Source organism: Streptomyces sp. M2CJ-2, assembly GCF_016757295.1.
Taxonomy (GTDB): Bacteria; Actinomycetota; Actinomycetes; order Streptomycetales; family Streptomycetaceae; genus Streptomyces.
In genome coordinates, this window is the sequence record NZ_JAESIF010000062.1 from 1 (window position 1) to 24,433 (window position 24,433).

A 24,433-nucleotide genomic window follows, 5' to 3' on the forward strand; every position below is an offset into this window, starting at 1 on the left:
CCCGAAAAGGATCGCTGCGACCAGACCGAGCGCGGTGACCGCGAACGACCAGCCGAAGGTTTTCAGAACCACTGGCTACCCCATCATGTGTTGGGGGCTCCACCGGACGATCCCCGGAGGAGACTCTCCCCGCTGCCGAAGTCGGCTTTACGAAACGTTGACTCCGAAGTCTAGAGCGATGCCCCGCAGCCCGGACGCGTACCCCTGACCCACCGCCCTGAACTTCCACTCGCCCTGATAGCGGTAGAGCTCGCCGAAGATCATCGCGGTTTCGGTGGAGGCGTCCTCCGAGAGGTCGTACCGGGCGAGCTCCTGGCCGTCCGCCTGGTTGACGACCCGGATGAAGGCATTGCCGACCTGGCCGAAAGCCTGGCCGCGGTCATCGGCCAGATGGATGGAGACCGGAAAAACGATCTTGTCGCACCGGGCCGGCACCTTGGAGAGGTCGACCAGCAGGGACTCGTCGTCGCCGTCGCCCTCGCCGGTGAGGTTGTCACCGGTGTGCTGCACCGAGCCGTCCGGGCTCGTGAGCTGGTTGTAGAAGATGAACCACTCGTCCCCCATGACCCGGCCGTCGCTGCACACCAGTGCGCTGGCGTCGAGGTCGAAGGGGGCTCCGGTCGTGGAGCGTGCGTCCCAGCCGAGCCCGATCATCACCTGTGTGAGGTTCGGTGCGGCCTTGGACAGGGAGACGTTTCCCCCCTTGGCAAGCGTGACGCCCATGATGCTGATCCCTCCCCGGATGCTGTTTCTCAGGTGGTCCTGCGCGTCCGGCGCCACACGTAAACCGTGTGGCGCCGGACGGAACGGCCGTGCGAGGTGGCCGGGCCCGGGCGGCGCCCGGGACGTGACCGTCTCAGACGTTCACCCCGAAGTCCTGCGCGATGCCGCGCAGGCCGGAGGCGTAGCCCTGGCCGATGGCACGGAACTTCCACTCGGCACCGTGCCGGTACAGCTCGCCGAAGACCATGGCGGTCTCCGTGGAGGCGTCCTCCGACAGGTCGTAGCGGGCGATCTCGGCGCCGCCGGCCTGGTTGACGACGCGGATGAACGCGTTGCGCACCTGGCCGAAGGACTGCTGGCGGTTCTCGGCGTCGTAGATGGACACCGGGAAGACGATCTTCTCGATCTCCGCCGGGACACCGGCGAGGTTGACCTTGATCTGCTCGTCGTCGCCCTCGCCCTCACCGGTGAGGTTGTCGCCGGTGTGCTCGACCGAGCCGTCGGGGCTCTTGAGGTTGTTGAAGAAGACGAAGTTGGCGTCGTTGGTGACCTTGCCGGTGTTGTTCACCAGCAGCGCGCTGGCGTCCAGGTCGAAGTCGGTGCCGGTCGTGGTGCGGACGTCCCACCCCAGTCCGACGATGACCGCGGTCAGGCCCGGCGCCTCCTTGGTCAGCGATACGTTGCCGCCCTTGCTGAGGCTGACTCCCACGAGTCCTCCATTGATGTCCGGGGGCGGGAAGCCCCGTCGTGCGTTGGATGTCCGATCAACGTGTCGATCCTAGTGATGGGTTCCCGGCCGCCGCAGGCCCCCGGGCGGGGGATCACGGGGCGTCGGACGTGCTCACAGCGCGTCGAGCGCCTCGACGTACTCGTTCAGGTCACGTGCGTCGGGCAGCGCGTTGACGACCGTCCAGCGCACGATGCCCTCCCGGTCGATGACGAAGGTCCCCCGCACGGCGCAGCCCTTGCCCTCGTCGAAGACGCCGTACGCGCGGGAGACCTCGCCGTGCGGCCAGAAGTCCGACAACAGGGGGTACTCCAGATCCTCCTGCTCGGCGAAGACGCGCAGGGTGTGGATGGAGTCGTTGGAGACGGCGAGCAGCCGGGTGTCGCGGTCGGCGAGGAGCGGCAGGTTGTCGCGCAGTTCGCGCAGCTCCCCGGTGCACACGCCGGTGAAGGCGAAGGGGTAGAAGACGAGCACCACGTTCCACTGCCCGAGGTGGTCGGACAGTCGTACGGGCGCGCCGTGGTTGTCCTTGAGCTCGAAGTCGGGGGCCTTGTCGCCGACCTGGATCGCCATCGCCTCGTTCGTCCCTTCGGGGGTGCTGTTCCCGGTTCGTTCCCGGGGACCACCCTACGCACGGGGTGCGACAGTGGGCCGGACGGGCCGATCCGGTCGGCCCGTCCGGGTTCGAACGGGGTGCGGCCCCGGCGGCGGAAGTGCCGCCGGGGCCGCCTCCGCCGTGGCTACCTCCTGGACTTGGCGGCCTTCGGCGTGGCCAGCCGGCTGCCGCTCCAGTCCTTGCCCACGCTGACGCTCTTGGCCGCCGTCAGGCCCGCCGTGGTGGCGGCCTCCGAGATGTCACTCGGCTCGACGTAGCCCGAACGGCCTGTCTTCGGCGTGAGGAGCAGGATGGCACCGCCCTCTTCGATGTACGTGCCGGCGTCCACCAGCGCGTCCGTCAGGTCGCCGTCGTCGTCGCGGAACCACAGCACAACGGCGTCAGCCACGTCGTCGTAGTCCTCGTCGACCAGGTCGCTCTCGATGACGCCCTCGATGGCCTCGCGGAGCTCCTGGTCGACGTCGTCGTCGTAGCCGATCTCCTGGACCACCTGCCCGGGCTGGAACCCCAGCCTGGCGGCAGGGTTCGTCCGCTCCTCCGCGTGGTCCGCGGTCGCGCTCACGGTTTGCCTCCTGATCATGGTTTGGGAATTTCGCCAATTGTCACAGCCACGCGCGGGCGCGCGGCTGTGGCCGTAGTCCACACGGGCGGGGCGGTTCGCGCAAGTACCCGGCCGCAGGGACCGCCGAAACGGTGACGATCCTGGCCGGGTCACCGCAACTCCAGGCACATCATCCTGGCCCACAGTGATACACACCACACCCTTGTGCCCTCTATGGGCGTTTGGGAACCGTATACGGGTACGAGACTCGCACGAGCCCGTGGCCCGTTCCGTATGCCACCGTACCGGGGCCGCGGTCGGGTTACCTATCGGTAGAGATGACGTGCGCGGCCCCCGGGTGGACGATGGGGAGCGCGCAGACGGCTAGATCAGTGAAGCAGCGGCCCCCTCACGGCCCTCTGACAGGTAAGGAACAGCGTGGCTTCCGCATCCGATCGCAACCCGATCATCATTGGTGGCCTTCCGAGTCAGGTTCCTGACTTCGACCCCGAGGAAACACAGGAGTGGCTCGACTCCCTGGACGCCGCAGTCGACGAGCGCGGCCGGGAGCGGGCCCGCTATCTGATGCTGCGGCTGATCGAGCGTGCGCGCGAGCGGCGCGTGGCCGTGCCCGAGATGCGCAGCACTGACTACGTCAACACGATCCCCACCCGCGCGGAGCCGTTCTTCCCGGGCAACGAGGAGATCGAGCGCAAGATCCTCAACGCGACCCGGTGGAACGCCGCGGTGATGGTCTCGCGCGCGCAGCGGCCCGGGATCGGCGTCGGCGGCCACATCGCCACGTTCGCGTCCTCGGCGTCGCTGTACGACGTGGGCTTCAACCACTTCTTCCGCGGCAAGGACGCGGGCGACGGCGGCGACCAGGTCTTCTTCCAGGGCCACGCCTCGCCGGGCATCTACGCGCGCGCCTACCTGCTGGACCGGCTCACCGAGCGGCAGCTGGACGGCTTCCGGCAGGAGAAGTCGAAGGCGCCCGAGGCGCTGTCGTCGTATCCGCACCCGCGGTCGATGCCGGACTTCTGGGAGTTCCCGACGGTGTCGATGGGCCTCGGCCCGATCGGCGCGATCTACCAGGCCCGGATGAACCGCTACATGCAGGCGCGCGGCATCACCGACACCTCGAAGTCGCACGTGTGGGCGTTCCTCGGCGACGGCGAGATGGACGAGCCCGAGTCGCTGGGCCAGCTGTCCATCGCCGCCCGCGAGAACCTGGACAACCTGACCTTCGTCGTCAACTGCAACCTGCAGCGCCTCGACGGGCCGGTGCGCGGCAACGGCAAGATCATCCAGGAGCTGGAGTCCGTCTTCCGGGGCGCCGGCTGGAACGTGATCAAGCTCGTCTGGGACCGCACCTGGGACCCGCTGCTCGCCCAGGACCGGGACGGTGTGCTGGTCAACCGGATGAACACCACGCCGGACGGCCAGTACCAGACGTACGCCACCGAGTCCGGGGCGTACATCCGCGACCACTTCTTCGGCGACGACCACCGGCTGCGCGCCATGGTCGAGGGCATGACCGACGACCAGATCCTGCACCTGGGCCGCGGCGGTCACGACCACCGGAAGATCTACGCGGCCTACAAGGCGGCCCTGGAGCACAAGGGCCAGCCGACGGTGATCCTCGCCAAGACGGTCAAGGGCTGGACGCTGGGTCCGAACTTCGAGGGCCGCAACGCCACGCACCAGATGAAGAAGCTGACGGTCGACGACCTCAAGGGTTTCCGGGACCGCCTGCACCTCCCGATCGCCGACAGGGACCTGGAGTCCGGCCTGCCGCCGTACTACCACCCGGGCCGCGACTCGGAGGAGATCCAGTACATGCACGACCGCCGCAAGTCCTGCGGCGGATACGTGCCGACCCGCGTCGTGCGCTCCGAGCCGCTCGCGCTGCCCGGCGACCAGGCGTACGCGAGTGTGAAGAAGGGCTCGGGTCAGCAGTCCATCGCGACGACCATGGCCTTCGTCCGGCTCCTCAAGGAGCTCATTCGGGACAAGGAGATCGGCAAGCGGTTCGTGCTGATCGCGCCGGACGAGTACCGCACGTTCGGCATGGACTCGTTCTTCCCGAGCGCGAAGATCTACAATCCGCTGGGTCAGCAGTACGAGTCCGTGGACCGGGAGCTGCTGCTCGCGTACAAGGAGGCGCCGAACGGGCAGATGCTGCACGACGGCATCTCCGAGGCCGGCTGCACGGCCTCGCTGATCGCGGCCGGCTCGGCGTACGCCACGCACGGCGAGCCGCTCATCCCGGTGTACGTCTTCTACTCGATGTTCGGTTTCCAGCGCACCGGTGACCAGTTCTGGCAGATGGCCGACCAGCTGGCGCGCGGTTTCGTCCTGGGCGCGACCGCGGGGCGTACGACCCTGACCGGTGAGGGCCTTCAGCACGCGGACGGACACTCGCAGCTGCTGGCGTCCACGAACCCGGGCTGCGTCGCGTACGACCCGGCCTTCGGCTACGAGATCGCGCACATCGTGCAGGACGGTCTGCGCCGGATGTACGGCGGCGACGAGCAGCACCCGCACGGCGAGGACGTCTTCTACTACCTGACCGTCTACAACGAGCCCATCCAGCACCCGGCCGAGCCCGCGGACGTGGACGCGGAGGGCATCGTGAAGGGCCTGTACCGCTTCAGCGAGGGCACGGCGGGCAGCCTGCCCGCCCAGATCCTCGCCTCCGGTGTCGCGGTGCCCTGGGCGATCGAGGCACAGAAGATCCTCGCCGAGGAGTGGAACGTCAAGGCCGACGTCTGGTCGGCGACGTCCTGGAACGAGCTGCGGCGCGAGGCGGTGGACTGCGAGCGGCACAACCTGCTGCACCCGGAGGAGGAGCAGCGCGTCCCGTACGTGACGCGGAAGCTGGCCTCGGCGCAGGGGCCGGTCGTGGCGGTGTCGGACTGGATGCGGTCGGTGCCGGACCAGATCGCGCGCTGGGTGCCGGGGACGTACCAGTCGCTGGGCGCGGACGGCTTCGGCTTCGCGGACACGCGCGGGGCGGCCCGGCGGTTCTTCCACATCGACGCGCAGTCGATCGTGGTGGCGGTGCTGACGGAGCTGGTCCGTGAGGGCCACCTCGACCGGTCGGTGCTGAAGCAGGCCATCGACCGCTACCAGCTGCTCGACGTCACCGCGGCCGACCCGGGCCCGGCGGGCGGCGACGCGTGACGTCCCGGCGGGCGGCGTGACGGAGCCGTCGAGGAGGCGAGGGGGTCTCCGGCGAGACGCCGGAGACCCCCCTCCCGTTCGGTCCCGGGGCTGCGGGTCCGTCAGAGCATTCCGTGACCCGGGGCGGTCGCCCCGGCCAGGGGTGCTGCCTGCGCGCCGCTCCCCTCCAGCAGCGCGCCGCAGCCACTTCCTCTCCATGCCCTACGGAGGACTTGACCCACTGTGACCTGCGGTGCCCGCCGGCGGGGAGGGTTCACCTCGTTTGTTCACCCGGATGAGCGAACCCGCTCCGATGCTCCGTCAGATGTGGCCGACTCCGGTTGCGTCCAGCGACGCCATGCTCATGTCGGAGAGGAAGGTGTCGTGCGCCACGTCGGCGCTCTTCACGGCGAACGCCTCGGGACCGCCCGAGGCCACCGGCGCCGCACCGGCCCCCGGCCGCGCATCCCGGTGGCCGCCTTCAGCGGGGTCGTCCGGGTCGCGGAGCCCTCCTGGTCCACCGGGGACGACGTCGGCCCCGCCGCCGCGCGCGGGCCGGCCGGCGGTCGCTTCCGCTCCGGCCGTCGAACCGCCGCCGACACCCTGGTCGGTTGACCACTGCTCACGACCCGGCGCGCTGAAACGTGATACCCGTCACTCGATTGACGCGAGACCCTCTCGTTCTCCTAGTGTGTCCTGTCAGTGACTTCCTTCGACTCCTCTCCGCAACTGAACGCGTGGCGCGCGCTCCTCGCACTCGCCGTCGTCTTCGTGATGCTGGCGACCACCGGCTGGACGGCCCTGCGCCAGCAGCGGGACATGGCACCTCTGTCCGCCTCGCTCGCCGCCTGGGAGCACGGCCGCATAGCGGGCCGCGAACTGCCGGACCCGCAGTCCGCGCCCGGCAGGCTGGCCCGGTTCTTCGCCTCGCTCACCGAGGCGCAGCGGATGAGCCTCGCCCACCGCTTCCCCCTCGCGGTCGGCAACATGAACGGCGCCCCGGCCGGTCTGCGGTACCGCGCCAACCGCATCGCGATGGAGCAGGCCCGCGAGGTCGAACGGGAACGGATGCGCGACACACGGCTCACGCCCGCGGGACAGCATCAGGCGGGCCGCCGGATGAACCGCCTCGGGGCACTGCTGAAACCAGGACGCCAGGTCCTCGCCTTCAACCCGTCGGGGCCGGGCCGCGTGGCCGAGGTCTTCGGCGACCTGGACGAGGCCGAACGCATCTCGGTCGTCGTCCCCGGCGTCGACACGGATCTGCTCACCTTCCAGCGCACCCACCGCCGCTACTCGGCCCCCGTGGGCATGGCCGAGGCGCTGCGCGCGGCCGAGCACGAGGCGGCCCCCTCGACCCGTACCGCCGTCATCGCCTGGGCCGACTACACCGCGCCCGGCGGACTCGGCATGGAGGCGGCCATGGCCCAGCGCGCCGAGGACGGCGCGGTACGGCTCGACGCGCTGCTGCGCGCGCTGCCCGGCACGGCCCCGGTCGCACTGTTCTGCCACAGCTACGGCTCCGTGGTGTGCGGGCTCGCCGCGAGCACGCTGCCCCGCCGGGTGACCGACATCGCGGTGGCCGGCAGTCCCGGCATGCGGGCCGAGACGGCCTCCGCACTGCGCACCCACGCGCGCGTGTGGGCCATGCGGGACGCCGACGACTGGATCCAGGACGTGCCCTATCTGGAGGTCGGTGGACTGGGCCACGGCGCCGACCCGGTCTCCCCCGCTTTCGGGGCACGGGTCCTGTCGGCCCATCAGGCCCAGGGGCACGGCGGGTATTTCGAGCCGGGCACGGACAGTCTGCGCAACTTCGCCGAGATCGGCGTTGGCGCATACCGAGCGGTGGCCTGCGCACACGATGACGGCGTATGCCAGGCGGGTTTGTCCCACGCCCGGTCGTCCGGACGCGCGTAGAGGACGGAGGAACTGCGGTATGCACGGGGAGGGGACGAAAAAGCTCGTGCCGCATACGATGAGCCGCATGGGTGACGTACTGGCCGGATTTCACGCTGCCTGGGAGTTCGAGTCCGACTCCGTGCTCATCCGTTATGAAAGGGGGATTCGAACGCCCAAGTTGTTTCAGGCACTCGGGGAACGACGCATCCCCCTGGAGGCCATGGCAGGGGTGACGCTGACCCCCGGCAGGCGCGGCAGCGTCGTGCTGCGCGTCGAGCCCCGGCCCGGGGCCGACCCGCTGATGGAGGCGGCGGCCGGGCAGTTGAAGGAGAGCTCCGACCCCTACCGGCTGGTGCTGCCCGCCGAGCGCGAGACGCTCGCCGAGTACTACGCCGACGAACTCCTCGCCCGCCTCACCGAGTCCGGTCCCGCCGAACGCCACCTGATACCGGCCCCCGAGGTGCCGCTGCGGTTCAAGGCGTACGACGGCAAGGCCGCCTTCGACGGGACGACGGTCTCCTTCCACTGGTTCTGGACGGGCGCCTCGTCGGCGAAGTGGAAAGCCGGCGACCAGCGCTTCCCGGTGGGTGAGTTGAGCGGCGTGGAGTGGCGGTCGCCCGAGGTGTTCGAAGGGCATCTGCGGCTGCTGCGCCGGGACGAGTCCGCGTCGCCGCCCCAGGCCGACCAGGACCCGGCGGCCGTGGTGTTCGGGCTGGGTTACGGGCCGGTGCACGAGTCACTGCCGTTCGCGGCGGCGGTGCTGGCGGCGGTACGCACTTCCGAGCCGGTGCCCGCGGTGGTCGCGGCGGCCGTCCGCCGCGACCCCGCCGACATCGCCGACCGCATCCGCCACCTCGGCGAACTGCACCAGGCGGGCCTGGTGACGGACGAGGAGTTCTCCTCCAAGAAAGCGGAGTTGCTGGCAGAGCTTTAGCCTGCTCGCCCCTCCCGCTACGGTGGGCCGATGGCATCGGTCAAGCAGTTCCAGGTCACCTTCGACTGCGCGGAACCTGAGCGCGTCGCTCGTTTCTGGTGCGAGGTGTTGGGGTATGTCGTACCACCGCCGCCGGAGGGGTTCGCCACGTGGGGCGATTTCGACCGCGCGCTGCCGCCTGAGCGTCAGGGCTCGGCGTTCGCGTGCGTCGACCCCTCGGGTGTGGGCCCGCGGCTGTTCTTCCAGCGCGTTCCCGAAGGCAAGGTCGTCAAGAACAGGGTGCATCTTTGCGTGCGGGCCGGCACCGGACTCGTGGGTGAGGAGCGCCTGGCCGCTCTGGAGGCCGAATGCGCACGACTGATCGCGCTCGGCGCGGTACGGGTGCGACTGCTGCGCGCCGACGGCTTCAACGAGTCGTGCCTCGTGATGCAGGACGTCGAGGGCAACGAGTTCTGTCTCGACTGAGCACCCTCCGGGACGACGATGCGGTGCTGTCGGAAATGCGGTGCTCCCGGGCGCCGGGAGCACCGTGTCACTCCTCGTCGCGCAGTCGGGCCGCCAGGGCCGTCAGGGCCGTCAGCGGCTCGGTCTCCTCGGTGTGGCCCGCCGCGGTCAGGCGGGAGACCGCCTCGTCGAGGCGGGTGAGGGCGGGGGCGGGGCGTTCCAGGTAGATGCCCTCCACGGCGGCGGCGAGGCGGACGCACTCGGCCCACTCGCCGGCGTGGTGCTGCTCCGGTCCCGGCTCGCCGAGCAGGGTGAGGGCCTGCTCCAGGGCGGTCAGTGCCTCCTCATAGGCGCCGGCGTAGGCGTTGACCCTCCCGTGCTCGTAGGCCAGGGCGGTGTCCAGGGAGCGGCCGTGTGCCTCGTACCCGACGGCGCGGGCCTCGTCGGCGACCCGGCCGGCGTCGGTGAGGAAGGCGCGGGCGTCGGCCAGGCCGTCGGGGCCCTGCTGCTGGGCCTGGAGGCGGGCGAGTTCGCGCAGGGTGTTGCTGAGGTGCTCGTGGCGCGGGGCCCGGGCGTGGGCGGCGAGTGCCTGGTCGGCGGCCTTGCGGGCCTGGCCGAACTCGCCGGACTCGCCGAGGAGTACGGCCGTCTCCGCGGCGATCATGGCGTGGCTTCCCGGGTCGTCGTCCCAGCCGGCCGACTCGGCCGCGAGGGCGGCGAACTCCGCCGTGGCGGCCTTGAGGTCGTCTCCCGCGCGCAGCGCGCGGGCGCGGGTCAGGCGCAGCTGGGCGGCGAGCCGGTCGTCCAGCTCCCCGGCGGCGACGTCCGGTTCGGCCAGCAGGGAGTCGAGCAGCGCGATGGCGTCCTCGACGCGGCCCAGGTCGAGGCTGAGCTGGGCGGCGTTGCTGTAGGTGCAGAACGCGTCGATCCGTTTGCCGCGGCGCAGGTCCAGCTCCGCCGAACGCGTCAGGTGCCGCAGCGCCTCGTCGGGGCGGCCCAGGTGCATGCAGACCTCGGCCGACTCGACGTGGAGCCGGGAGGTGTCCATCGCGTCGGCCGGCCACTCGGCGGCCAGCCGCAGGGCCTCGGACAGGTCCGCGTGCGCGGCCTGCGCGTCCTGGAGGCTGAGGTGGAGCCTGCCCCGCAGGGCGAGCACGCGGGGCAGGTGCCAGGCCGGGCCGTGCGCCTTCAGCCGGTCGAGGAGGCCGTCGGTCTCGGCGAGCGCGGCGGGCAGGTCGCCGGACAGGGCATGGGTGGTGGCCCGCAGCAGCAGGGCCCTGGCGACCTGCCCGACGATGTCGTGCCGGGTGGCGAAGGTGTGCAGCAGGTCCACCTCGGCGAGGAGCGGTGCGACGTGCTCCTCGCTCCCCGACGTCTGCAGGCGCAGGCCGAGCGCGGTCGCCCGCAGCCGCAGCAGGCGGGCCTCCTGGTGCGGCGCGAGACCGGACGTCTCCTCGTGCAGGCGGACCAGGGAGGTGTGGGCGGTGGTCAGCGCCTCGGTCTTCGCCTGGGCCTTCGCCTCGGGTCCGTCGGCGTCCTCCGTGGGGATCTCGGCGGCGGCGAGCAGGGCGCAGGCGCGGGAGAGTGCCGCGTGACCCGGCAGTCCGGCGTCGTCGTACAGACCCGCGGCCTCCTCGTGGAGGGCGGCGGCGTCGGCGAACTCGTCCCTGTCGCCGGCCCAGTTCGCCTCGTCGGCCAGCAGGTCCGCGCGCAGCCGCAGCAGCGGACCCACGGCCGGGTCGTCGGGGTGGGTGTAGTCGCGGGAGGCGACGAGCGTGCGCAGCCGCACCCAGCAGGCCTGTGCGTCCGGATGCGCCTCCTCCTCCAACGACCTTGCCTGGAGGATGAGTTCGGTCAGCGACTCGGGCACGGCGACGGTCGTACGGGCGGTGGACGCCGACGCGGCGGCCGGGGTCACGTCGTCGAGGCTGCGGGTGCGCAGGGTCAGTTCCAGCGCGTCGAGGAGCGGGGCCCGGTCGAGGCGGGCGCTCCGGCGGTCGGTGTGGGCGGTGGTTCCGTTGCGGTCGTCGAAGCGGGCGGCGAGGTCGGCGGCGCGGCCGCGCACCTCGGCGCGCAGGCCGGTCACGGTCCAGGTGCGGCCCGGGAACCCGGCGGCGGGCAGCTCGCCGCGGCCGAGGGTCTCGACGCGCTGGAGGAGGACCTCCACGCCGGTGAGGAAGTCGAGCTGTTCCTGCGGCGAGTCCACCTCGTCGAACAGGTTCCGGTTCTCGGCGAGCAGTTCCAGGCCGCGCGCCTCGTTGCCGGTCAGCGCGCAGAACTCCAGGTGCCGGCCGACCTCCGAGGACATCGAGGGGTTGCGGCGGCAGCCGCGGTAGCCGGCGAGGTGCAGTTCGCGTGCCTGGTCGGTGCGGCCGGTGCGCAGCAGGGGCAGCAGTGCGTAGGAGGCGGAGCGGGCCGGCTCCTCCTGGCAGGACTCCTTGCCGGCCAGCACGGGCTCCCAGGTGCTCAGCGCCCGCTCGTCGTCGCCCGCCGCCAGGTGGTACAGGGCGCGGTCGCAGATCTCGCAGGCCTCGCAGTCGCTGAGCCGGGAGCGGGAGCGGCCCGCCCACAACTCGTAGGCGAGGGCGGTGTCCTCACCGAGGTGGGCGGCCAGCCGGTAGGCCTGCCCGTAGTAGGGCTGGAGGTCCAGGCCGGCCTTCTCGTACCGGTCGCGCATCTCCGTCAGCCACTGGCGCAGGCTGGCCAGCGGTATCTCGGGCAGCGCGCGCAGGGCACCCGCGACCCACTTGAACCGCCAGAACAGCTGGTGGCGCAGGCGTGCGTCGAAGACGTCCGGCTGCTCGTCGAAGAGGGTGAGCAGACGGGCGAAGACGACGGGCGACTTGCGGGGTTCGGAGCCGTAGGTGTAGGCCTCCTGGAGTTCGAGCAGCGCGTCGATCAGCGGGACGGGCTCCGCGAACTGCTCGGCGGCGTCGACGAGTTCCTCGGCGGTGACGGTGCGGGTGCGGCCGTAGGGGCGCCGGTCGTTCTCCCGGAGCGCCTGGTACAGCTCGTCTGTGTTCTGGGGAGGGGGTGCGGTCGGCATCGTCAGCTGTCCTTGCGGAGGGCGTGGGCGAGAAGGTCGAGGAAGGAGCGGTTGATGAGGCTCGATTCGGCGGGCCTGAGCGGACGCCGGGACAGCAGCGCGGCCTGCCCGTAGAGGGCTTCGGCACTGGTGCGGGCCAGCTCGGGCTCGTCGATGGCGACGGCGGTGCGCACCAGCGGGTTGAGCTGGTTGAGGATCAGCTGGGCCCGCGGTGCCTCCTGGCGCAGGGCGCCGAGGATGTCGCCCCACAGGCCGCCCTCCTGCTCACGGGCGAGCTGGGAGCGGGTGCGCTCGTGCCGGGCCTCGCGGCTGTCGACGAGGAGGGCGGGGGCGGAGGCGGGCTGGAAGGTGCGCAGCGCGACGTCGCAGTCGAAGACGGCGAGGGCGTCGCGGGCCAGGGCGAGGTAGGCCGCGGCAGCCAGTTCCGTCTCCCGGTCGACGGGGTCGAGGTGCGCGGTGAGGGTCGCCGGGTCGAGGTCGGCGACGGTGACCTCGGGCCTGATCTCGGGCAGCCGGTGGACCAGTTCACGGTCGTAGGTGTAGCCGCCGTTGACGACGCCGAGCCCGGCCGCCGAGGCGATCGCCGCGACCTGCCGGAACTCCTCCACGCTCGACGTCACCAGCACGGTGCGGTGGGTGCGCGCGAACTCGTCGAGGGTGGTGTGTCCGTCGGTGGTCTCGAACGGCAGCCAGGGCAGCAGCATCCGCAGGATCTCGTCGTCGTGCACCGCGAGCGACTTCACGGCCAGGTGATGGGCCTGGAGGAACCGGCCGAGCAGGTCCGGGTCGCTGGCCGCGGCCCGGGCGATCCACGCGCGCAGCCGTTCGGCGAGGGCGTCGCGGACCGCGGTGAGGGTGTCGTCCTCGTACAGGGACTCGCGGGACGCGGTCGGGCGCAGGCTCTCGGCGTCGACGACGCAGCGGACGAAGAACGCCCACTCGGGCAGGATCTCCTCGGCCTGCTCGGACAGCAGCATGCCCTTGACGTGCACGCGGTGGCCGTGCCGGCGCCCGGCCGGCACCGCCTCGGGCAGCACGCACGCGATGCCCTTCAGGCCCACGGCCGGCAGGTCCAGCTCGATGGTGTCCAGCGGGGTGAACCCGAGGACCTCCTCGCCGTACGCGGCCAGCGCACGGGAGCGGGCGCCCGGCGTCGGGTACGTACGCGCCCAGGGCGCCACCTCCGGGTTGACCGGCGCGCCCGGACCGCCCGTGCCGCCCGTACCGTCGTCGAAGGTCACCGGGTGGCGCAGCAGCGAGCCGAAGTGCCGTGCGAGGGAGTGCACTTGGGTCGGGCGGGTCCACTCGCCCGCGTCGGCGCGCGGAGTGAGGGTGACGGTGGTGCCGGGCCGGGGCCGGGCGGAGGCGGGCAGGGTACGGACGGTGTAGCTGCCGTCGCCGCGCCCCCGCCACTCCACGGCGGGCGCGTCGGGGATGCGGGCGGACCGGCTCAGCACATGGATCTCGTCCGCGACCAGGAAACAGGAGAGCAGGCCGATGCCGAACTGGCCTATGAAGTCGCCGCGTTGCTCGACGAGCTGCTCGGCGCGCTTGCTGCTGCGGCCGATCGTGGCGAGGAAGGTGTGCACGTCGGCCTCGGTGAGGCCGACGCCGTCGTCCTCGACGCGTACCACCGAACCGTCGGCGTACAGGCGGATGCCGAAGGCGTCGGCGGGGGCGGCCGGTTCGAGGCCGTGCCGGGCGGTCAGCGCGTCCACCGCGTTCTGCATCAGTTCGCGCAGGTAGACGCGGGGGCTGGAGTAGAGGTGGTGGGAGAGGAGGTCGACGAGGCCGCGCAGATCCACCTGGAAGGTGCGGTCGGCGCCGGCCGGGCCGGTGGCGGTGTCGTGCAGAGTCATCGGGCAGTCCGGGGTGAGGAGTTCGAGAGGGGCGGGTGCGGGCTCAGGCGCGGCGCTGACGGCGGGCGAACTGCTTCTCGGGCTCCGCGAAGTAGGTCCAGGGCCAGGTGGTGTAGGCGCCGTCCAGCGTCAGGAAGACGCGCCGGACCGTGTGGCGTTCACCGGCCAGCGACAGGGCCATGGCGAACATGTTGAAGTCGTGCTGCCAGCCCGGACGCCAGGTGTAGGCGGGGTGCAGGATGCTGCGGTCGGCCGCCTCCCGCAACTCCGCCTGGATCTCCGGGGTCTCGAGGCAGTCCCCGTCGTCCGACTCGACCCAGTCCTCGATGTGCGCCATGGCGATCACACAGCCGAGGCGATGACCCTCGGGCGCGCCGGCGAACGCCTCACGGGCGAACGCCAGGGCCTGCCCCTGCTCGCCGCCCCAGCGCGGCTGCAGCTGCGACACCCACTCGAGGTGGCTCGACAGGTCCAGCGGGTCGCGGCGCAGGGCGGCGTCCAGCCGGGTCTCGTTGACGGCGCGGCCCAGAGACATGCCGCGCCCGGAGGTGAGGAGCTGACGCCACGGCGTGACCCACTCCGGCCGCAGCTCGGCGGCCTCGAGCAGGTGCTCCTCGGCGGTGCGCAGCCGCTCGCCGAAGATCCGCCACTGCTCCTGCGTGACGTCCACGGCCCGCGCGCTGGTGCGTGCGTCCCAGCCCCATCTGATGTGGCGCGCCCCGGATATCAGCAGCGCCTCCGCCCGGTGCTCCTTGTCCTCCTCGACGGCGCGACCGATCCACTCCTCCACACCGTCCAGCTCGGCCAGTTCACCGAGGACGCGGTGGTCGCGGCCGATGTCGAAGGGGGCCAACGCCGCCTTGACCGCCTCCCACTCACCCGCGTCGGCCGCCTCCACCAGCGCGAGCACGCGGGTGTCCCCGAGCGCGCGCAGCGTGTACATCCCGTTCTTCTTGCGCGGGACGGGAAGGGCGTACGGATCCGCCCCCGCCGGACTCTCCCCGCCCCTGCCGAACAGCTTGCCGAACATGCCGCGCCCTCCCAGGTCCCGCGTGATCGATCGGTGCAGCATAAGCGGCCCCACCGACATCACTTCCACAGGGTTTTCACACCGGCGCTTCACGGGGCCGGCGGGGCGACGTGATGCAACAGGCGTTTCCCTTGAGCCGGTTCAGCTGCGGACCGGACTGCCGGACCCGCGGAAGACGGACCGGGGGCCGCCGTCCGGAGAGCTGCTCCCGTCCGGCGGACGTCTGCGCCCTGCGCGCGGCGGGTGCCCGCCACCTTGGTCGCGATCGGGTCCGGTCAGGCCGGTTCCGCGTCCACAGGGCCGTCGGCGAAGCTCAGGCCCGTGCAGCCCGGTCCCTGTACGCCCGCCTCGGGGCCGTCGGCGCCCCGTGCCGCCGTCATGATCCTGCTGTCGCTCCTCATGGCCCGGACCTCTCGGCCGCCGGGACGCCCCCGGCGTCCGCGTAGAAACTGATCTTCCGGTCGAGTACGGCGAGGGTGCCCTGGAGCTCCGCGATCCGGGCGAGCACGTCCTCGCGGGTCGCCGTCAGCAGTTCGAGGCGGTCGCCGTAGGTGTGGTCGCCCTCCCGCACCATCTCCGCGTACCGCACCATGTCCGCGACCGGCATACCGGTCAGGCGGAGCTTGCCGACGAGGGCCAGCCAGTCGAGGTCGCGGTTGCTGTAGCGGCGCTGACCGGTGTGCGACCGGTCGACGTGCGGCATCAGGCCGATGCGCTCGTACCAGCGCAGGGTGTGGGCCGACAGCCCGGTCAGGGCGACGACCTCGCTGATCGTGTACGTGTCCCGGCCGTCCGCCCGCCGCTCGCCCTGCGCCGGACCGGCGCAGATGTCGGCCCTGGTCCCCGTACCCTCACCCATGGTCTCCGTCACCGTCATGCACTCCACGCTAGATCCCTGGAGTGCGCTCCAGGCAACCGCGGCCGGTGAGAAACGGCGGGACGGCGGCCGCACCGGCTGAATAGCATGGCGGGCATGACTCTCGTACGCCGCGCGGCGCCCGGGGACGCGGAGGAAGTACTGCGGCTGCGCCAGGTGATGATCGACTCGATGCCCCACGCCTCTCCCTCCACGGACTGGCACGCCGACTCCCTGCCCGTGCTGCGCGCCAGGCTGGCCGAGGCGGACGGCACCTTCGCGGCCTTCGTGGTGGACCACCCGGACCGGCGCGGGCTGGCGACGCTGGCGGCCGGCACGATCGACTACCGCATCGGCGGCGCGCACAACCCGCACGGCATCGACGGCTACGTGTTCAGCGTCGCCACCGACCCGGACGCCCGCCGCCAGGGGCACGCGCGCGCCTGCGTGGAGGCGCTGCTGGAGTGGTTCCGCGAGCGGGGCGCCCGCCGCGTCCGCCTCACCGCGTCCGCGCAGGCCGAGCCGCTGTACGCCTCCCTGGGCTTCACTCGGAGGCCGGACCCGTTGCTGGAGCTGCGGCTCTGAACGCTTAGGCTCGACGGCATGTCGTTGAAGAGCCTCGCGTTGATCGAGAACTGGCCGGTTCCCACCGCCGCGGCGGGTGTCGTCCGGGCGGACGGCACCGTCCCGGGCACCCACGGACCAGCCGGACACCGCTTCCCGCTCGCCTCGGTCACCAAGCCGCTCGCCGCCTACGCGGTGCTCGTGGCGTACGAGGAGGGCGCGATCGAGCTGGACGAGCCGGCCGGCCCCTCCGGCGCCACGGTCCGCCACCTCCTCGCCCACACCTCGGGCCTCGCCTTCGACGAGCACCGGGTGACCTCCGCGCCCGGGGAGCGCCGCCTGTACTCGAACGCCGGGTTCGAGCAGCTGGGCGACCACATCACGAAGGCGACGGAGATCCCGTTCGCCGAGTACCTGCGGCAGGCGGTGCTGGAGCCGCTGGGGATGACGTCGACGTCGCTGGAGGGCTCCCCGGCGAAGGACGGCGTCTCCACGGTGGACGACCTCCTGCGCTTCGCCGCCGAGATCCAGGCCCCGCGCCTCCTCGACCCACGCACCGTCGCCGAGGCGATGACGGTCCAGTACCCGGGCACCAAGGGCGTCCTGCCGGGCTACGGCCACCAGAACCCCAACGACTGGGGCCTCGGCTTCGAGATCCGCGACTCCAAGTCCCCCCACTGGACGGGCGCTTCGTCCTCGCCGGGCACCTTCGGCCACTTCGGCCAGTCGGGCACGTTCCTGTGGATCGACCCGACCGCGGGGGTGGCCTGCGCCGCCCTCACCGACCGCGCCTTCGGCCCCTGGGCGGTGGAGGCCTGGCCGCCGTTCACGGACGCGGTGCTGGCGGAACTGCGCGGCTGAGGACCCCGCACCGACCGCCGCGACACGAGAGCGTGGTCCCGCCGCCCCCGTACGACGGGACCCGCCACCGCCTACCTCGGCGACGCAGCGCCACGATCCGCCCGGCGCAGCTCGCCGGCCACCAGGACGGCGTACGCGGCGCCGACGAAGAGCGCGCCTGAGGTCGTGAGCTTGAAGCGCTGATCGGCCTCCAGGACGACCTGGTACTGCTCGTGGGAGAGTTCGACCGTGCCGCGTGCGTGCGGCGTGGTGTCGAAGGCGAAGTACCGCCCGTCCTTCACCTCGGCGGCCTGCAGGTTCCCTTCCTGCCCCTTGCCGAAGAACGTCATCACCACCCCCGACAGGATCAGTACCGCGAGCCCCATCCGCACCCAGCCGGGAAGACACCGGAAGGCCTGCCAGGCCAAGGACTTGTCCACGCGTGCCAGGAAGAGGCGCGCCACAGCAGATATGACGATCGGCAAGAACAGTACGGCGATCAGTGCCAGCAGCCATCCCGCCTTGGCCAGCGGCAGGACTCCCGGCAGCCAGGTGAGCCCGGCCAGCACCAGCAGAACGGCACCCAGCCCGGCCGCGACACCGCCGTGCACCTTGAACGACCACCCCATGATCCGCACCCTGCCACAGCCACCGCTCCAGGCCGCCACCGGGTTCCGGCCGCGACCGCCACAGCACTGATCGCAGCAGGTGCGCAAACTCCTTTTCTGCTAAGGAAATCCCTCGAATTCCCAACCCAGCACAAGGGGGAACAGCGGGCGCTCTCAGAGAGGCCCGCTGTGACAGTGATCTCGTTTACCCAGCAAATCTGGGATGTTTGATGACCTTGTGTCACCTCTCGTTTATGGCACGGAGGTTAAGGCGCGACGGAACCTCTTGTGCAATCCGCGTAGACCATTCAATCTTTCGGCTGGCGACAGGGAAAAGCAGACACGGCCACAGCGTCCGCGTTTGGCATGCACCTGACTCACTCCTGTCCGGAGGAAGAACCGGTACAGGTGTTCGCTTCGTGCGCCCCCCACGGACGCACCTCCCCCACCCCACTCCCCACCTGTCGAGAAGGAACCCCCAGATGGCAGTGATGCGAAACACCAAGCGGAGAACGCTCGTCGGAATCTGCTCCGTCGCCGCGGCCGCTCTCACCGGCGGACTCTTCACCGCTCTCCCCGCGAGCGCCGCCGAGCCCGTCGGGACGATCGCCTACGCGGACGCGCCGAACGCGGTCGAGGACAGCTACATCGTCACCCTCAAGTCGACCACCGATGCCGGTTCCGCCAAGGGCAAGGGCGTCGCGAAGAAGTACGGCGCCGAGGTCGAGCACACCTTCCGCGAGGCCGTCAACGGCTACACCGTCGAGGCCACCGAGGCCGAGGCCGCCAAGCTGGCCGCCGACCCGTCGGTCGCACTGGTCGAGCAGAACCGCACCGTCACCACCCAGGCGACGCAGACCAACCCGCCGTCCTGGGGCCTGGACCGCATCGACCAGACCGCGCTGCCGCTGAACAGCTCGTACACGTACGACGACACGGCCGGCCAGGGCGTCACCGCGTACATCATCGACACCGGTGTGCGCATCTCCCACAGCGACTTCGGCGGCCGCGCCCGCAACGGCTACGACGCCGTCGACAACGACAACGTCGCCCAGGACGGCAACGGTCACGGCACCCACGTCGCCGGCACCGTCGCGGGCAGCGCCCACGGCGTCGCCAAGAAGGCCTCCATCGTCGGCGTCCGGGTCCTCGACAACAACGGCTCCGGCACCACCGCCGGTGTGATCAAGGGCGTCGACTGGGTCGCCGCCAACGCGGTCCTCCCGGCCGTCGCCAACATGTCGCTCGGCGGCGGCGCCAGCACCACGCTGGACAACGCGGTGCGCAACGCCATCTCCGCCGGCGTCACCTTCGCCGTCGCCGCGGGCAACGAGTCCACCACCGCGACCGGCTCACCGGCCCGGGTGACCGAGGCGATCACCGTCGGCGCCACCACCAGCACGGACGCTCGCGCCAGCTACTCGAACTACGGATCGAACCTGGACATCTTCGCCCCGGGCTCGTCCATCACCTCCGCCTGGCACACCGGCGACAGCGCCACCAACTCCATCTCCGGCACCTCGATGGCCACTCCCCACGTCGCGGGCGCCGCGGCGCTGTACCTCGCGGACAACCGGTCCGCCACCCCCGCGCAGGTCGCCTCCGCGCTGATCACCAACTCCGTCTCCGGTGCCGTCGGCAACCCGGGCACCGGTTCCCCGAACCGCCTGCTGTACGTCGGCAGCGGCGGCACCACCCCTCCGCCGTCGGGCACGACCTTCACCAACTCCTCGAACTACACGATCAACAACAGGGCGACCGTCGAGTCCCCGATCACCGTCTCCGGTGTCTCCGGCAACGCCCCGTCGGCCCTGCAGGTGCCGGTGAACATCGTCCACACCTACATAGGTGACCTGACGGTCCAGCTGGTCGCGCCCGACGGCTCGGTCTACACCCTCAAGTCGTTGGGCACCGGCGGCTCCGCGGACAACATCAACACCACCTACACCGTGAACGCCTCCTCGGAGACGGCCAACGGCACGTGGAAGCTCCGGGTCACGGACAGCTACTACGGCGACACCGGCTACATCGACAGTTGGGGCCTGACGTTCTGACGTTCTGACCTCCCAGCCCTCCCGCCCCGCCCCGGCACGGTCCACCGCGCCGGGGCGGGGCCTCTGTCCGCCCGGAACGACGCTGTACGCCTCAGCCACCGCCCAGGCTGTCCTTTGACAGCGAAGATAGTCGGTCAGGGGTGACCTGACCTGGGCGGACTGACTTGCGTGTCAACGAGGCGGACGTCGAGGCCCGGACAACTGCCCGGTCCCCGCTCAGCTCTTGCGCTCACTCAGGACGCAGAACTCGTTGCCCTCCGGGTCGAGGAGGGTCACCCAGTGCTGCCCGTCCTGCACGGTGTCGACGCGCCGGGCGCCGAGGGAGAGCAGCCGGGCGACCTCGGTCTCCTGGTCGTCGGGGCGGAAGTCGGGGTGGAGCCTGTTCTTCGACGTCTTGCCCTCGGGGACAGGCACGAAGAGCAGGCCCGGCATCCGGTCCGGCTCAGGCCGGATCTCGATGATCTCCTCGGATTCGTCGACCACAACCCAGCCGAGAGCCTCGGCCCACCAGCGCCCGAGAGCGACGGGGTCGGCGGAGTCGACGATGATCTGTTCCCATTCCAGTGCCATGGGCCTGAGCATAGGCAGACCGGCGACCCACCCCGCAAAGCCGCCAATCTTTTCCCCCCAGCACCCCCAGCGCGTTTGCCTCGTATGGCTAGGTTCACTGGCAAAGAGGGCGCTGACGACTGGCTTCGCTGTCAAACGCCTCGATTGGACGGCAGTGCGACTGACTTCACTGTCAAAGGACACAGGCACTCGAACCACACGGTCTTGCCGCCGCCGGCGGGATGCGGCGTCACACCCCACCGGTCGGTCACCGCCTCGACGAGCAGCAGTCCGCGCCCGCCCTCGGCAAGTGTGTCCCCCGCTCCCGGAACGGGCAGTCGCGGACACCTGTCGGAGACCTCCACCCGCACGCCGCCGGGCTGCAGAAGGAAGCAGATGCCGCAACGGCGGCCGGGTACGTGCCGGATGACGTTGGCGAGGAGCTCCGACACCGCGAGTTCGGCCGCGTCGGCCACCTCCAGCAGGCCCGAACCCTTGAGATGGAGGCGAGGGCCGCATACCTCTCCACGTACCAAGCGCAGTTGGTGTACGGGCTACTGCAGACGAAGGAGTACGCACGGGCTGTACTGGCCACCGGAATACCGGACGACCTGGATGGCCTGGTAGCGGCTCGCATGGAGCGCCAGCGCATTCTGAACCGGGAGCAGCCACCTGTCACCTGGGTGGTTCTGGACGAGGCGGTACTGCTCCGGCCGGTCGGTGGCCACGAGGTCATGCGGCGCCAACTCGCCCACCTGTTGGAGTTCACGCGTCACCGCTGGGTGCACGTACAGGTGCTCCCGAGCGCTACGGGTGAACACGCCAGCCTTGACGGGGCGTTCACCACCATGCGCTTCAACGACGACCCGGACATCATCTACACGGAGGACCTCATATCCGGTCATATGACCGCCAACCCGGAGACCATCAGGGAAGCCTCCCTCCGTTACGCTCGCCTGCAGGCTGCGGCCCTCTCCGTAGAGGACTCAGCGGCACTGATCGCGCGAGTGATGGAGGAACGCTATGAAGATCGCTCCCAGTCCGAGGAACGTGCAGTGGCGTAAGTCCAGTTACAGCGGAAGCACTGGCGGCGAATGCGTCGAGGTGGCCGACGGCTGCCTCGCCGGTACCGTCCCGGTGCGCGACAGCAAGAACCCGTCCGGCCCGGTCATCACCGTGGACGCCGGTGCCTGGCAGGCGTTCGTCGACGGCCTGCGCCGGCCGACACGGTGCGCCTGAACATCCCTTCTGAAGCGTGGCCGGACAGCGCCACGCTGTGCGGTCGCTTCTCCAGGGAGTGGTTGTGACGTCCGAGGTACGGGTCCCGGAGGTCCCGGCGGTGGCGGTGGACTTCGGGACCACTCGTCACGTCCTGGCTGCGTACCGGCGGCATGCCTCGCACCTGCTGTTCATCGGGCTCGGCATCGTGGTGATCACCGTGGTGCTCGCGGTGGTCGGCGCTGTGGCGGAAGTCGGTTGGCTGAGCAGGCCGGCCCCGTACACCGCGGGTGGCGGGCTGGCCGTGGCGGGCCTCGGAGCCGGTGCCCTGCGTATCGCGGGGCGCATGCAAGGGCTGCTGTCCGGGAAACCGTGGATCGCCTGCCCCGCTGTCGCGCCGAAGATGGGAACCGGCCCGACACGGCTCGTCCTGAGGGCGCCTGACACCGACGAACTGTGGGCGCTGACCGTGGTGGCCGTTCAGCAGCGCCACCCGCTGTCGTGGCCGCCGGCTTCCGGTGTGCTCTGGTGGTGCGGGGATCCTTCCTGGGGCGGAATCGTCTCGCAGCCGGGTGGCAGGACGCTGGTGTGGACGCGACCGACCCGGCGGCGCCGGCGGGAGGGAGACCTGCGCGCGGCTGTTTCCGCCGGGCTGCTGGAGCGCCCGGCGCCCCCACAGGTGCAGACGTCCGCGACAGGTCCGGCCGTGACGGGCACGGCGGACACCGCGCCTGCCCGCCGCCGCCCCTTCTTCCGGTGGGGCGCGTTGCTGGGCTCGGTGCTCCTGGGCCTGGGGATCGCCGGGGCCGTGGCGGCGGAGCGGGATCCGCAGGTGGATCTGACCGTGGTCCAGGAGGACAGGTCGGGGCGCTGCACCGTGGTCTGGGAGGACCCGTGGAGCGGGAGCGAGCGCCGGGGGCCGTTCCAGTGCGACCCCGACCGGAGCCCGCTCCTGCGGGACTGGGAGAGCGGCTTCGTCGTCTCGTACGGTCCGTGGAAGGGGGATCTCTACAACAGCGATCTCGACGGCTCTCCCGCGCCCGCTCTCGAGGCCGGGCTGGGCCTTACCGGATTCCTGGTCCTGGTGGGCTCCGGAGTCGGGGGTGTCGTCCGGTGGGTGCGGCGCGCCGTTCTGCTCCGCACTGCCCGAGGACTTCGTACGACCGGCAGTCCGTGGCCGGCCACCGGTGCGAGGGCCGAAACGAACACGCAGTCGGCGCCCCTCACCGAGGAGTCCGCCGACCTCTCCTACGCAGCGTGGGCGAAACCGGCCCCGCGTTCCCCCGCGCTGTCGCCCGGCTCCCTCCGTCGGCGCGAGGCCGACATACGCACGGTGCCCTGGTGGCGGGTCCGGTCCTTGCGCAAACTGTCCCACCTGGAGGAAGCGCTGCTGGGCGCTGCCTGTCTGCTCACCGTGTCGTCCCTGTGGTGGTTCACCGATGAGGGGGGCGCCGCCGTGATCCTTCCGGTGGTGGTCGGCGGTGTCATGGTGGTCGTGGGCACAAGGCGTGCCGCGTCCCACGGCCTGGCGGACGTCCGCAGGCTCGTCCGGGCGGCCAGGGCCCCCGTTCCCGCCCTGAGACCGTACGTCCTTGTCCACGATCCCTGTGACGGGCGGCCGGTGCTGGTCCTGTTCCCCGCTCACGCCGGGCCGGACGCCCAACCCGAGGCCGTGTTGGCGGTGCACTCCCCGGGCCCGGAGAAGAAGCCGCGCCGAGGGCTGCCCGATCCCGTCGGCACGGCCGACCTGAGGGGCTGGCTCGACGAGGAGCCCACCGTGGTGCCGTGGATCGAGAACCGGGCGTTCTGGCCCCTGCACGGCTTGCGGAAGGTCAGTCCCACGGTGACGGAGGACCGGAACTACCTCCGCCACCTCATGGGCGAGGCGGACGAGGCGTTCACCTGCGGGCCCGACGGAGCGCGCCTCGGCTGAACGAGCACCGGACACCCCGCCGTGCGCGAGGTGCCGAGGACGATCCCGCGGCCGGAACGCCACCGCGGCGATAATCCCGCGACGTGCCGTGTTGCCGGCACCGAACTTTCCAAAGGGCAACAGGGCCTCCCGGTACTGCTCCGGTTTGGTTCGCATCTCCGAGCTACCGAGAGGCCCTGCCTTCATGCCCGCACCACAGGGCCGGGCACCACGTCCACCAGGAACAGGAATACCCGATCCACCATCTGTGCGATGTTGCAAGCGATGACGAGCCCCACAGGGAACAGGACCCCGGAGAACACGAGCCTCCCCACGCTCACATCGGAAGAGGCACGTCCCGCGAGTTCGGCCATATCGGCCTGATTCATCCCGTACCAACCATCCACTTGCCATATCGCCAATTCGGTTGGCATGCGCATCACGCACGGTGGTTACACCCGCCTCGCCACCCAATTCACCGACCAGGTCGGCATCCGCTCCGACCAGGTCACCGGCCGCACCTGGAGCGCCAAGCGGTGCACCCCCATCGTGAGTCGCACGGGCGACCGGCTCACAGGCCACTTCGGCGGCCCGCACGTCCGCTGCGACCTCGAATGGAACTCTTCGAGTTTCGGATCAATAGACGGCAGGAGATTTCGAACTGACGCGCAGCATTCGTCACTCCCCATCAGCGGGACCCGCCGGCGGCATGGAGGAACTCGAAAAGCGTGAGCACTTCAGCCGCGACTGTCCACACCCCGCTCATTTGAGCGCCCAAGTGACAGTTGTCCGCCGACTGCTCACGCTTTTCAGCCACACCACACCGGCAGGCCCAGCACCTCGGA

The 24,433-nt window shown here is 70.9% G+C and carries 23 protein-coding genes and 2 pseudogenes; 12 read left to right on the forward strand and 13 right to left on the reverse strand.

What is annotated here, in order from left to right; all coding sequences use genetic code 11:
- Positions 1-147 precede the first annotated feature (147 nt).
- The 4 genes from JL475_RS30785 to JL475_RS30800 all read right to left on the reverse strand — a co-directional run bounded on the left by JL475_RS30785 (position 148) and on the right by JL475_RS30800 (position 2,628).
- Positions 148-723 (reverse strand): TerD family protein, encoded by a 576-nt coding sequence (locus JL475_RS30785; protein WP_202281291.1) that lies wholly within the window; start codon positions 721-723, stop codon positions 148-150.
- A 133-nt stretch (positions 724-856) separates the two neighbouring features.
- On the reverse strand, positions 857-1,432 hold the full coding sequence (locus JL475_RS30790; protein ID WP_042170048.1) for a TerD family protein: 576 nt from the start codon (positions 1,430-1,432) through the stop codon (positions 857-859).
- A gap of 132 nt (positions 1,433-1,564) precedes the next feature.
- A complete protein-coding gene (locus tag JL475_RS30795; protein WP_202281292.1) occupies positions 1,565-2,023 on the reverse strand; it encodes a peroxiredoxin in 459 nt (152 codons plus the stop codon).
- A 167-nt stretch (positions 2,024-2,190) separates the two neighbouring features.
- Positions 2,191-2,628, reverse strand: a complete 438-nt coding sequence (locus JL475_RS30800; protein ID WP_042170042.1) for a DUF3052 domain-containing protein — start codon at positions 2,626-2,628, stop codon at positions 2,191-2,193.
- Between the two features lie 417 nt (positions 2,629-3,045).
- On the opposite strand from JL475_RS30800, the gene aceE reads away from it, so the two are divergent.
- From aceE to JL475_RS30825, 5 genes are all read left to right on the forward strand, one after another.
- Entirely contained in the window at positions 3,046-5,793 is a 2,748-nt protein-coding gene (gene aceE / locus JL475_RS30805; protein ID WP_202281293.1) for a pyruvate dehydrogenase (acetyl-transferring), homodimeric type, read from the forward strand.
- Positions 5,794-6,156: 363 nt separating this feature from the next.
- Positions 6,157-6,387: a hypothetical protein gene (locus tag JL475_RS30810; RefSeq protein WP_202281294.1), complete on the forward strand. Its 231-nt coding sequence runs from the start codon at positions 6,157-6,159 to the stop codon at positions 6,385-6,387.
- An 87-nt stretch (positions 6,388-6,474) separates the two neighbouring features.
- Entirely contained in the window at positions 6,475-7,692 is a 1,218-nt protein-coding gene (locus JL475_RS30815; protein ID WP_202281295.1) for an alpha/beta hydrolase, read from the forward strand.
- A 67-nt stretch (positions 7,693-7,759) separates the two neighbouring features.
- Entirely contained in the window at positions 7,760-8,608 is an 849-nt protein-coding gene (locus tag JL475_RS30820; RefSeq protein WP_202281296.1) for a DUF4429 domain-containing protein, read from the forward strand.
- A gap of 30 nt (positions 8,609-8,638) precedes the next feature.
- Positions 8,639-9,073 (forward strand): VOC family protein, encoded by a 435-nt coding sequence (locus JL475_RS30825; RefSeq protein ID WP_202281297.1) that lies wholly within the window; start codon positions 8,639-8,641, stop codon positions 9,071-9,073.
- Positions 9,074-9,140: 67 nt separating this feature from the next.
- Here JL475_RS30825 and JL475_RS30830 read toward each other — a convergent pair whose 3' ends face one another.
- The 5 genes from JL475_RS30830 to JL475_RS30845 all read right to left on the reverse strand — a co-directional run bounded on the left by JL475_RS30830 (position 9,141) and on the right by JL475_RS30845 (position 15,864).
- A complete protein-coding gene (locus tag JL475_RS30830) occupies positions 9,141-12,098 on the reverse strand; it encodes a hypothetical protein (RefSeq protein ID WP_202281298.1) in 2,958 nt (985 codons plus the stop codon).
- Between the two features lie 2 nt (positions 12,099-12,100).
- On the reverse strand, positions 12,101-13,957 hold the full coding sequence (locus tag JL475_RS30835) for an HSP90 family protein (RefSeq protein WP_202281299.1): 1,857 nt from the start codon (positions 13,955-13,957) through the stop codon (positions 12,101-12,103).
- A 43-nt stretch (positions 13,958-14,000) separates the two neighbouring features.
- Positions 14,001-14,987, reverse strand: a complete 987-nt coding sequence (locus JL475_RS30840) for a hypothetical protein (protein WP_202281300.1) — start codon at positions 14,985-14,987, stop codon at positions 14,001-14,003.
- Positions 14,988-15,262: 275 nt separating this feature from the next.
- Positions 15,263-15,388 carry a hypothetical protein gene (locus tag JL475_RS41325; RefSeq protein ID WP_272932994.1) on the reverse strand — a complete coding sequence of 42 codons (126 nt, stop codon included), beginning with the start codon at positions 15,386-15,388 and terminating at the stop codon, positions 15,263-15,265.
- On the reverse strand, positions 15,385-15,864 hold the full coding sequence (locus JL475_RS30845) for a MerR family transcriptional regulator (protein WP_202281301.1): 480 nt from the start codon (positions 15,862-15,864) through the stop codon (positions 15,385-15,387). Before JL475_RS30845 ends, JL475_RS41325 begins: the two co-directional genes overlap by 4 nt.
- A gap of 96 nt (positions 15,865-15,960) precedes the next feature.
- Between JL475_RS30845 and JL475_RS30850 the strand changes: the two genes are divergently transcribed.
- Together JL475_RS30850 and JL475_RS30855 are read left to right on the forward strand one after the other, a co-directional pair.
- Positions 15,961-16,428: a GNAT family N-acetyltransferase gene (locus JL475_RS30850; RefSeq protein ID WP_202281302.1), complete on the forward strand. Its 468-nt coding sequence runs from the start codon at positions 15,961-15,963 to the stop codon at positions 16,426-16,428.
- An 18-nt stretch (positions 16,429-16,446) separates the two neighbouring features.
- Positions 16,447-17,268, forward strand: a complete 822-nt coding sequence (locus JL475_RS30855; RefSeq protein ID WP_202281303.1) for a serine hydrolase — start codon at positions 16,447-16,449, stop codon at positions 17,266-17,268.
- Positions 17,269-17,339: 71 nt separating this feature from the next.
- Here JL475_RS30855 and JL475_RS30860 read toward each other — a convergent pair whose 3' ends face one another.
- The gene (locus tag JL475_RS30860; protein ID WP_202281304.1) at positions 17,340-17,876 is read right to left on the reverse strand and encodes a hypothetical protein; all 537 of its coding nucleotides are present in this window, start codon (positions 17,874-17,876) and stop codon (positions 17,340-17,342) included.
- Between the two features lie 461 nt (positions 17,877-18,337).
- Here JL475_RS30860 and JL475_RS30865 point away from each other — a divergent pair, with 461 nt between their 5' ends.
- The gene (locus JL475_RS30865; protein WP_202281305.1) at positions 18,338-19,909 is read left to right on the forward strand and encodes a S8 family peptidase; all 1,572 of its coding nucleotides are present in this window, start codon (positions 18,338-18,340) and stop codon (positions 19,907-19,909) included.
- A gap of 216 nt (positions 19,910-20,125) precedes the next feature.
- Here JL475_RS30865 and JL475_RS30870 read toward each other — a convergent pair whose 3' ends face one another.
- Complete coding sequence (locus JL475_RS30870; RefSeq protein ID WP_202281306.1) at positions 20,126-20,479, reverse strand: VOC family protein; 354 nt, start codon at positions 20,477-20,479, stop codon at positions 20,126-20,128.
- 131 nt (positions 20,480-20,610) lie between these two features.
- Positions 20,611-20,934, reverse strand: coding sequence for an ATP-binding protein (locus tag JL475_RS30875; RefSeq protein ID WP_307825202.1), 324 nt, complete (start codon positions 20,932-20,934; stop codon positions 20,611-20,613).
- 21 nt (positions 20,935-20,955) lie between these two features.
- On the opposite strand from JL475_RS30875, the pseudogene JL475_RS30880 reads away from it, so the two are divergent.
- The 3 genes and pseudogenes from JL475_RS30880 to JL475_RS30890 form a co-directional block, all read left to right on the forward strand.
- Positions 20,956-21,522, forward strand: a pseudogene (locus tag JL475_RS30880) (DUF5753 domain-containing protein); the annotation flags it as partial.
- The gene (locus JL475_RS30885) at positions 21,482-21,697 is read left to right on the forward strand and encodes a DUF397 domain-containing protein (RefSeq protein ID WP_202281307.1); all 216 of its coding nucleotides are present in this window, start codon (positions 21,482-21,484) and stop codon (positions 21,695-21,697) included. The pseudogene JL475_RS30880 and the gene JL475_RS30885, both read left to right, overlap by 41 nt.
- A 64-nt stretch (positions 21,698-21,761) precedes the next feature.
- Positions 21,762-23,609 carry a hypothetical protein gene (locus JL475_RS30890; protein WP_202281308.1) on the forward strand — a complete coding sequence of 616 codons (1,848 nt, stop codon included), beginning with the start codon at positions 21,762-21,764 and terminating at the stop codon, positions 23,607-23,609.
- Between the two features lie 182 nt (positions 23,610-23,791).
- Here JL475_RS30890 and JL475_RS30895 read toward each other — a convergent pair whose 3' ends face one another.
- Positions 23,792-24,031, reverse strand: a complete 240-nt coding sequence (locus JL475_RS30895) for a hypothetical protein (protein ID WP_202281309.1) — start codon at positions 24,029-24,031, stop codon at positions 23,792-23,794.
- A 31-nt stretch (positions 24,032-24,062) separates the two neighbouring features.
- Here JL475_RS30895 and JL475_RS40455 point away from each other — a divergent pair.
- Positions 24,063-24,164, forward strand: a pseudogene (locus tag JL475_RS40455) (IS630 family transposase); the annotation flags it as partial.
- Between the last annotated feature and the right edge of the window lie 269 nt (positions 24,165-24,433).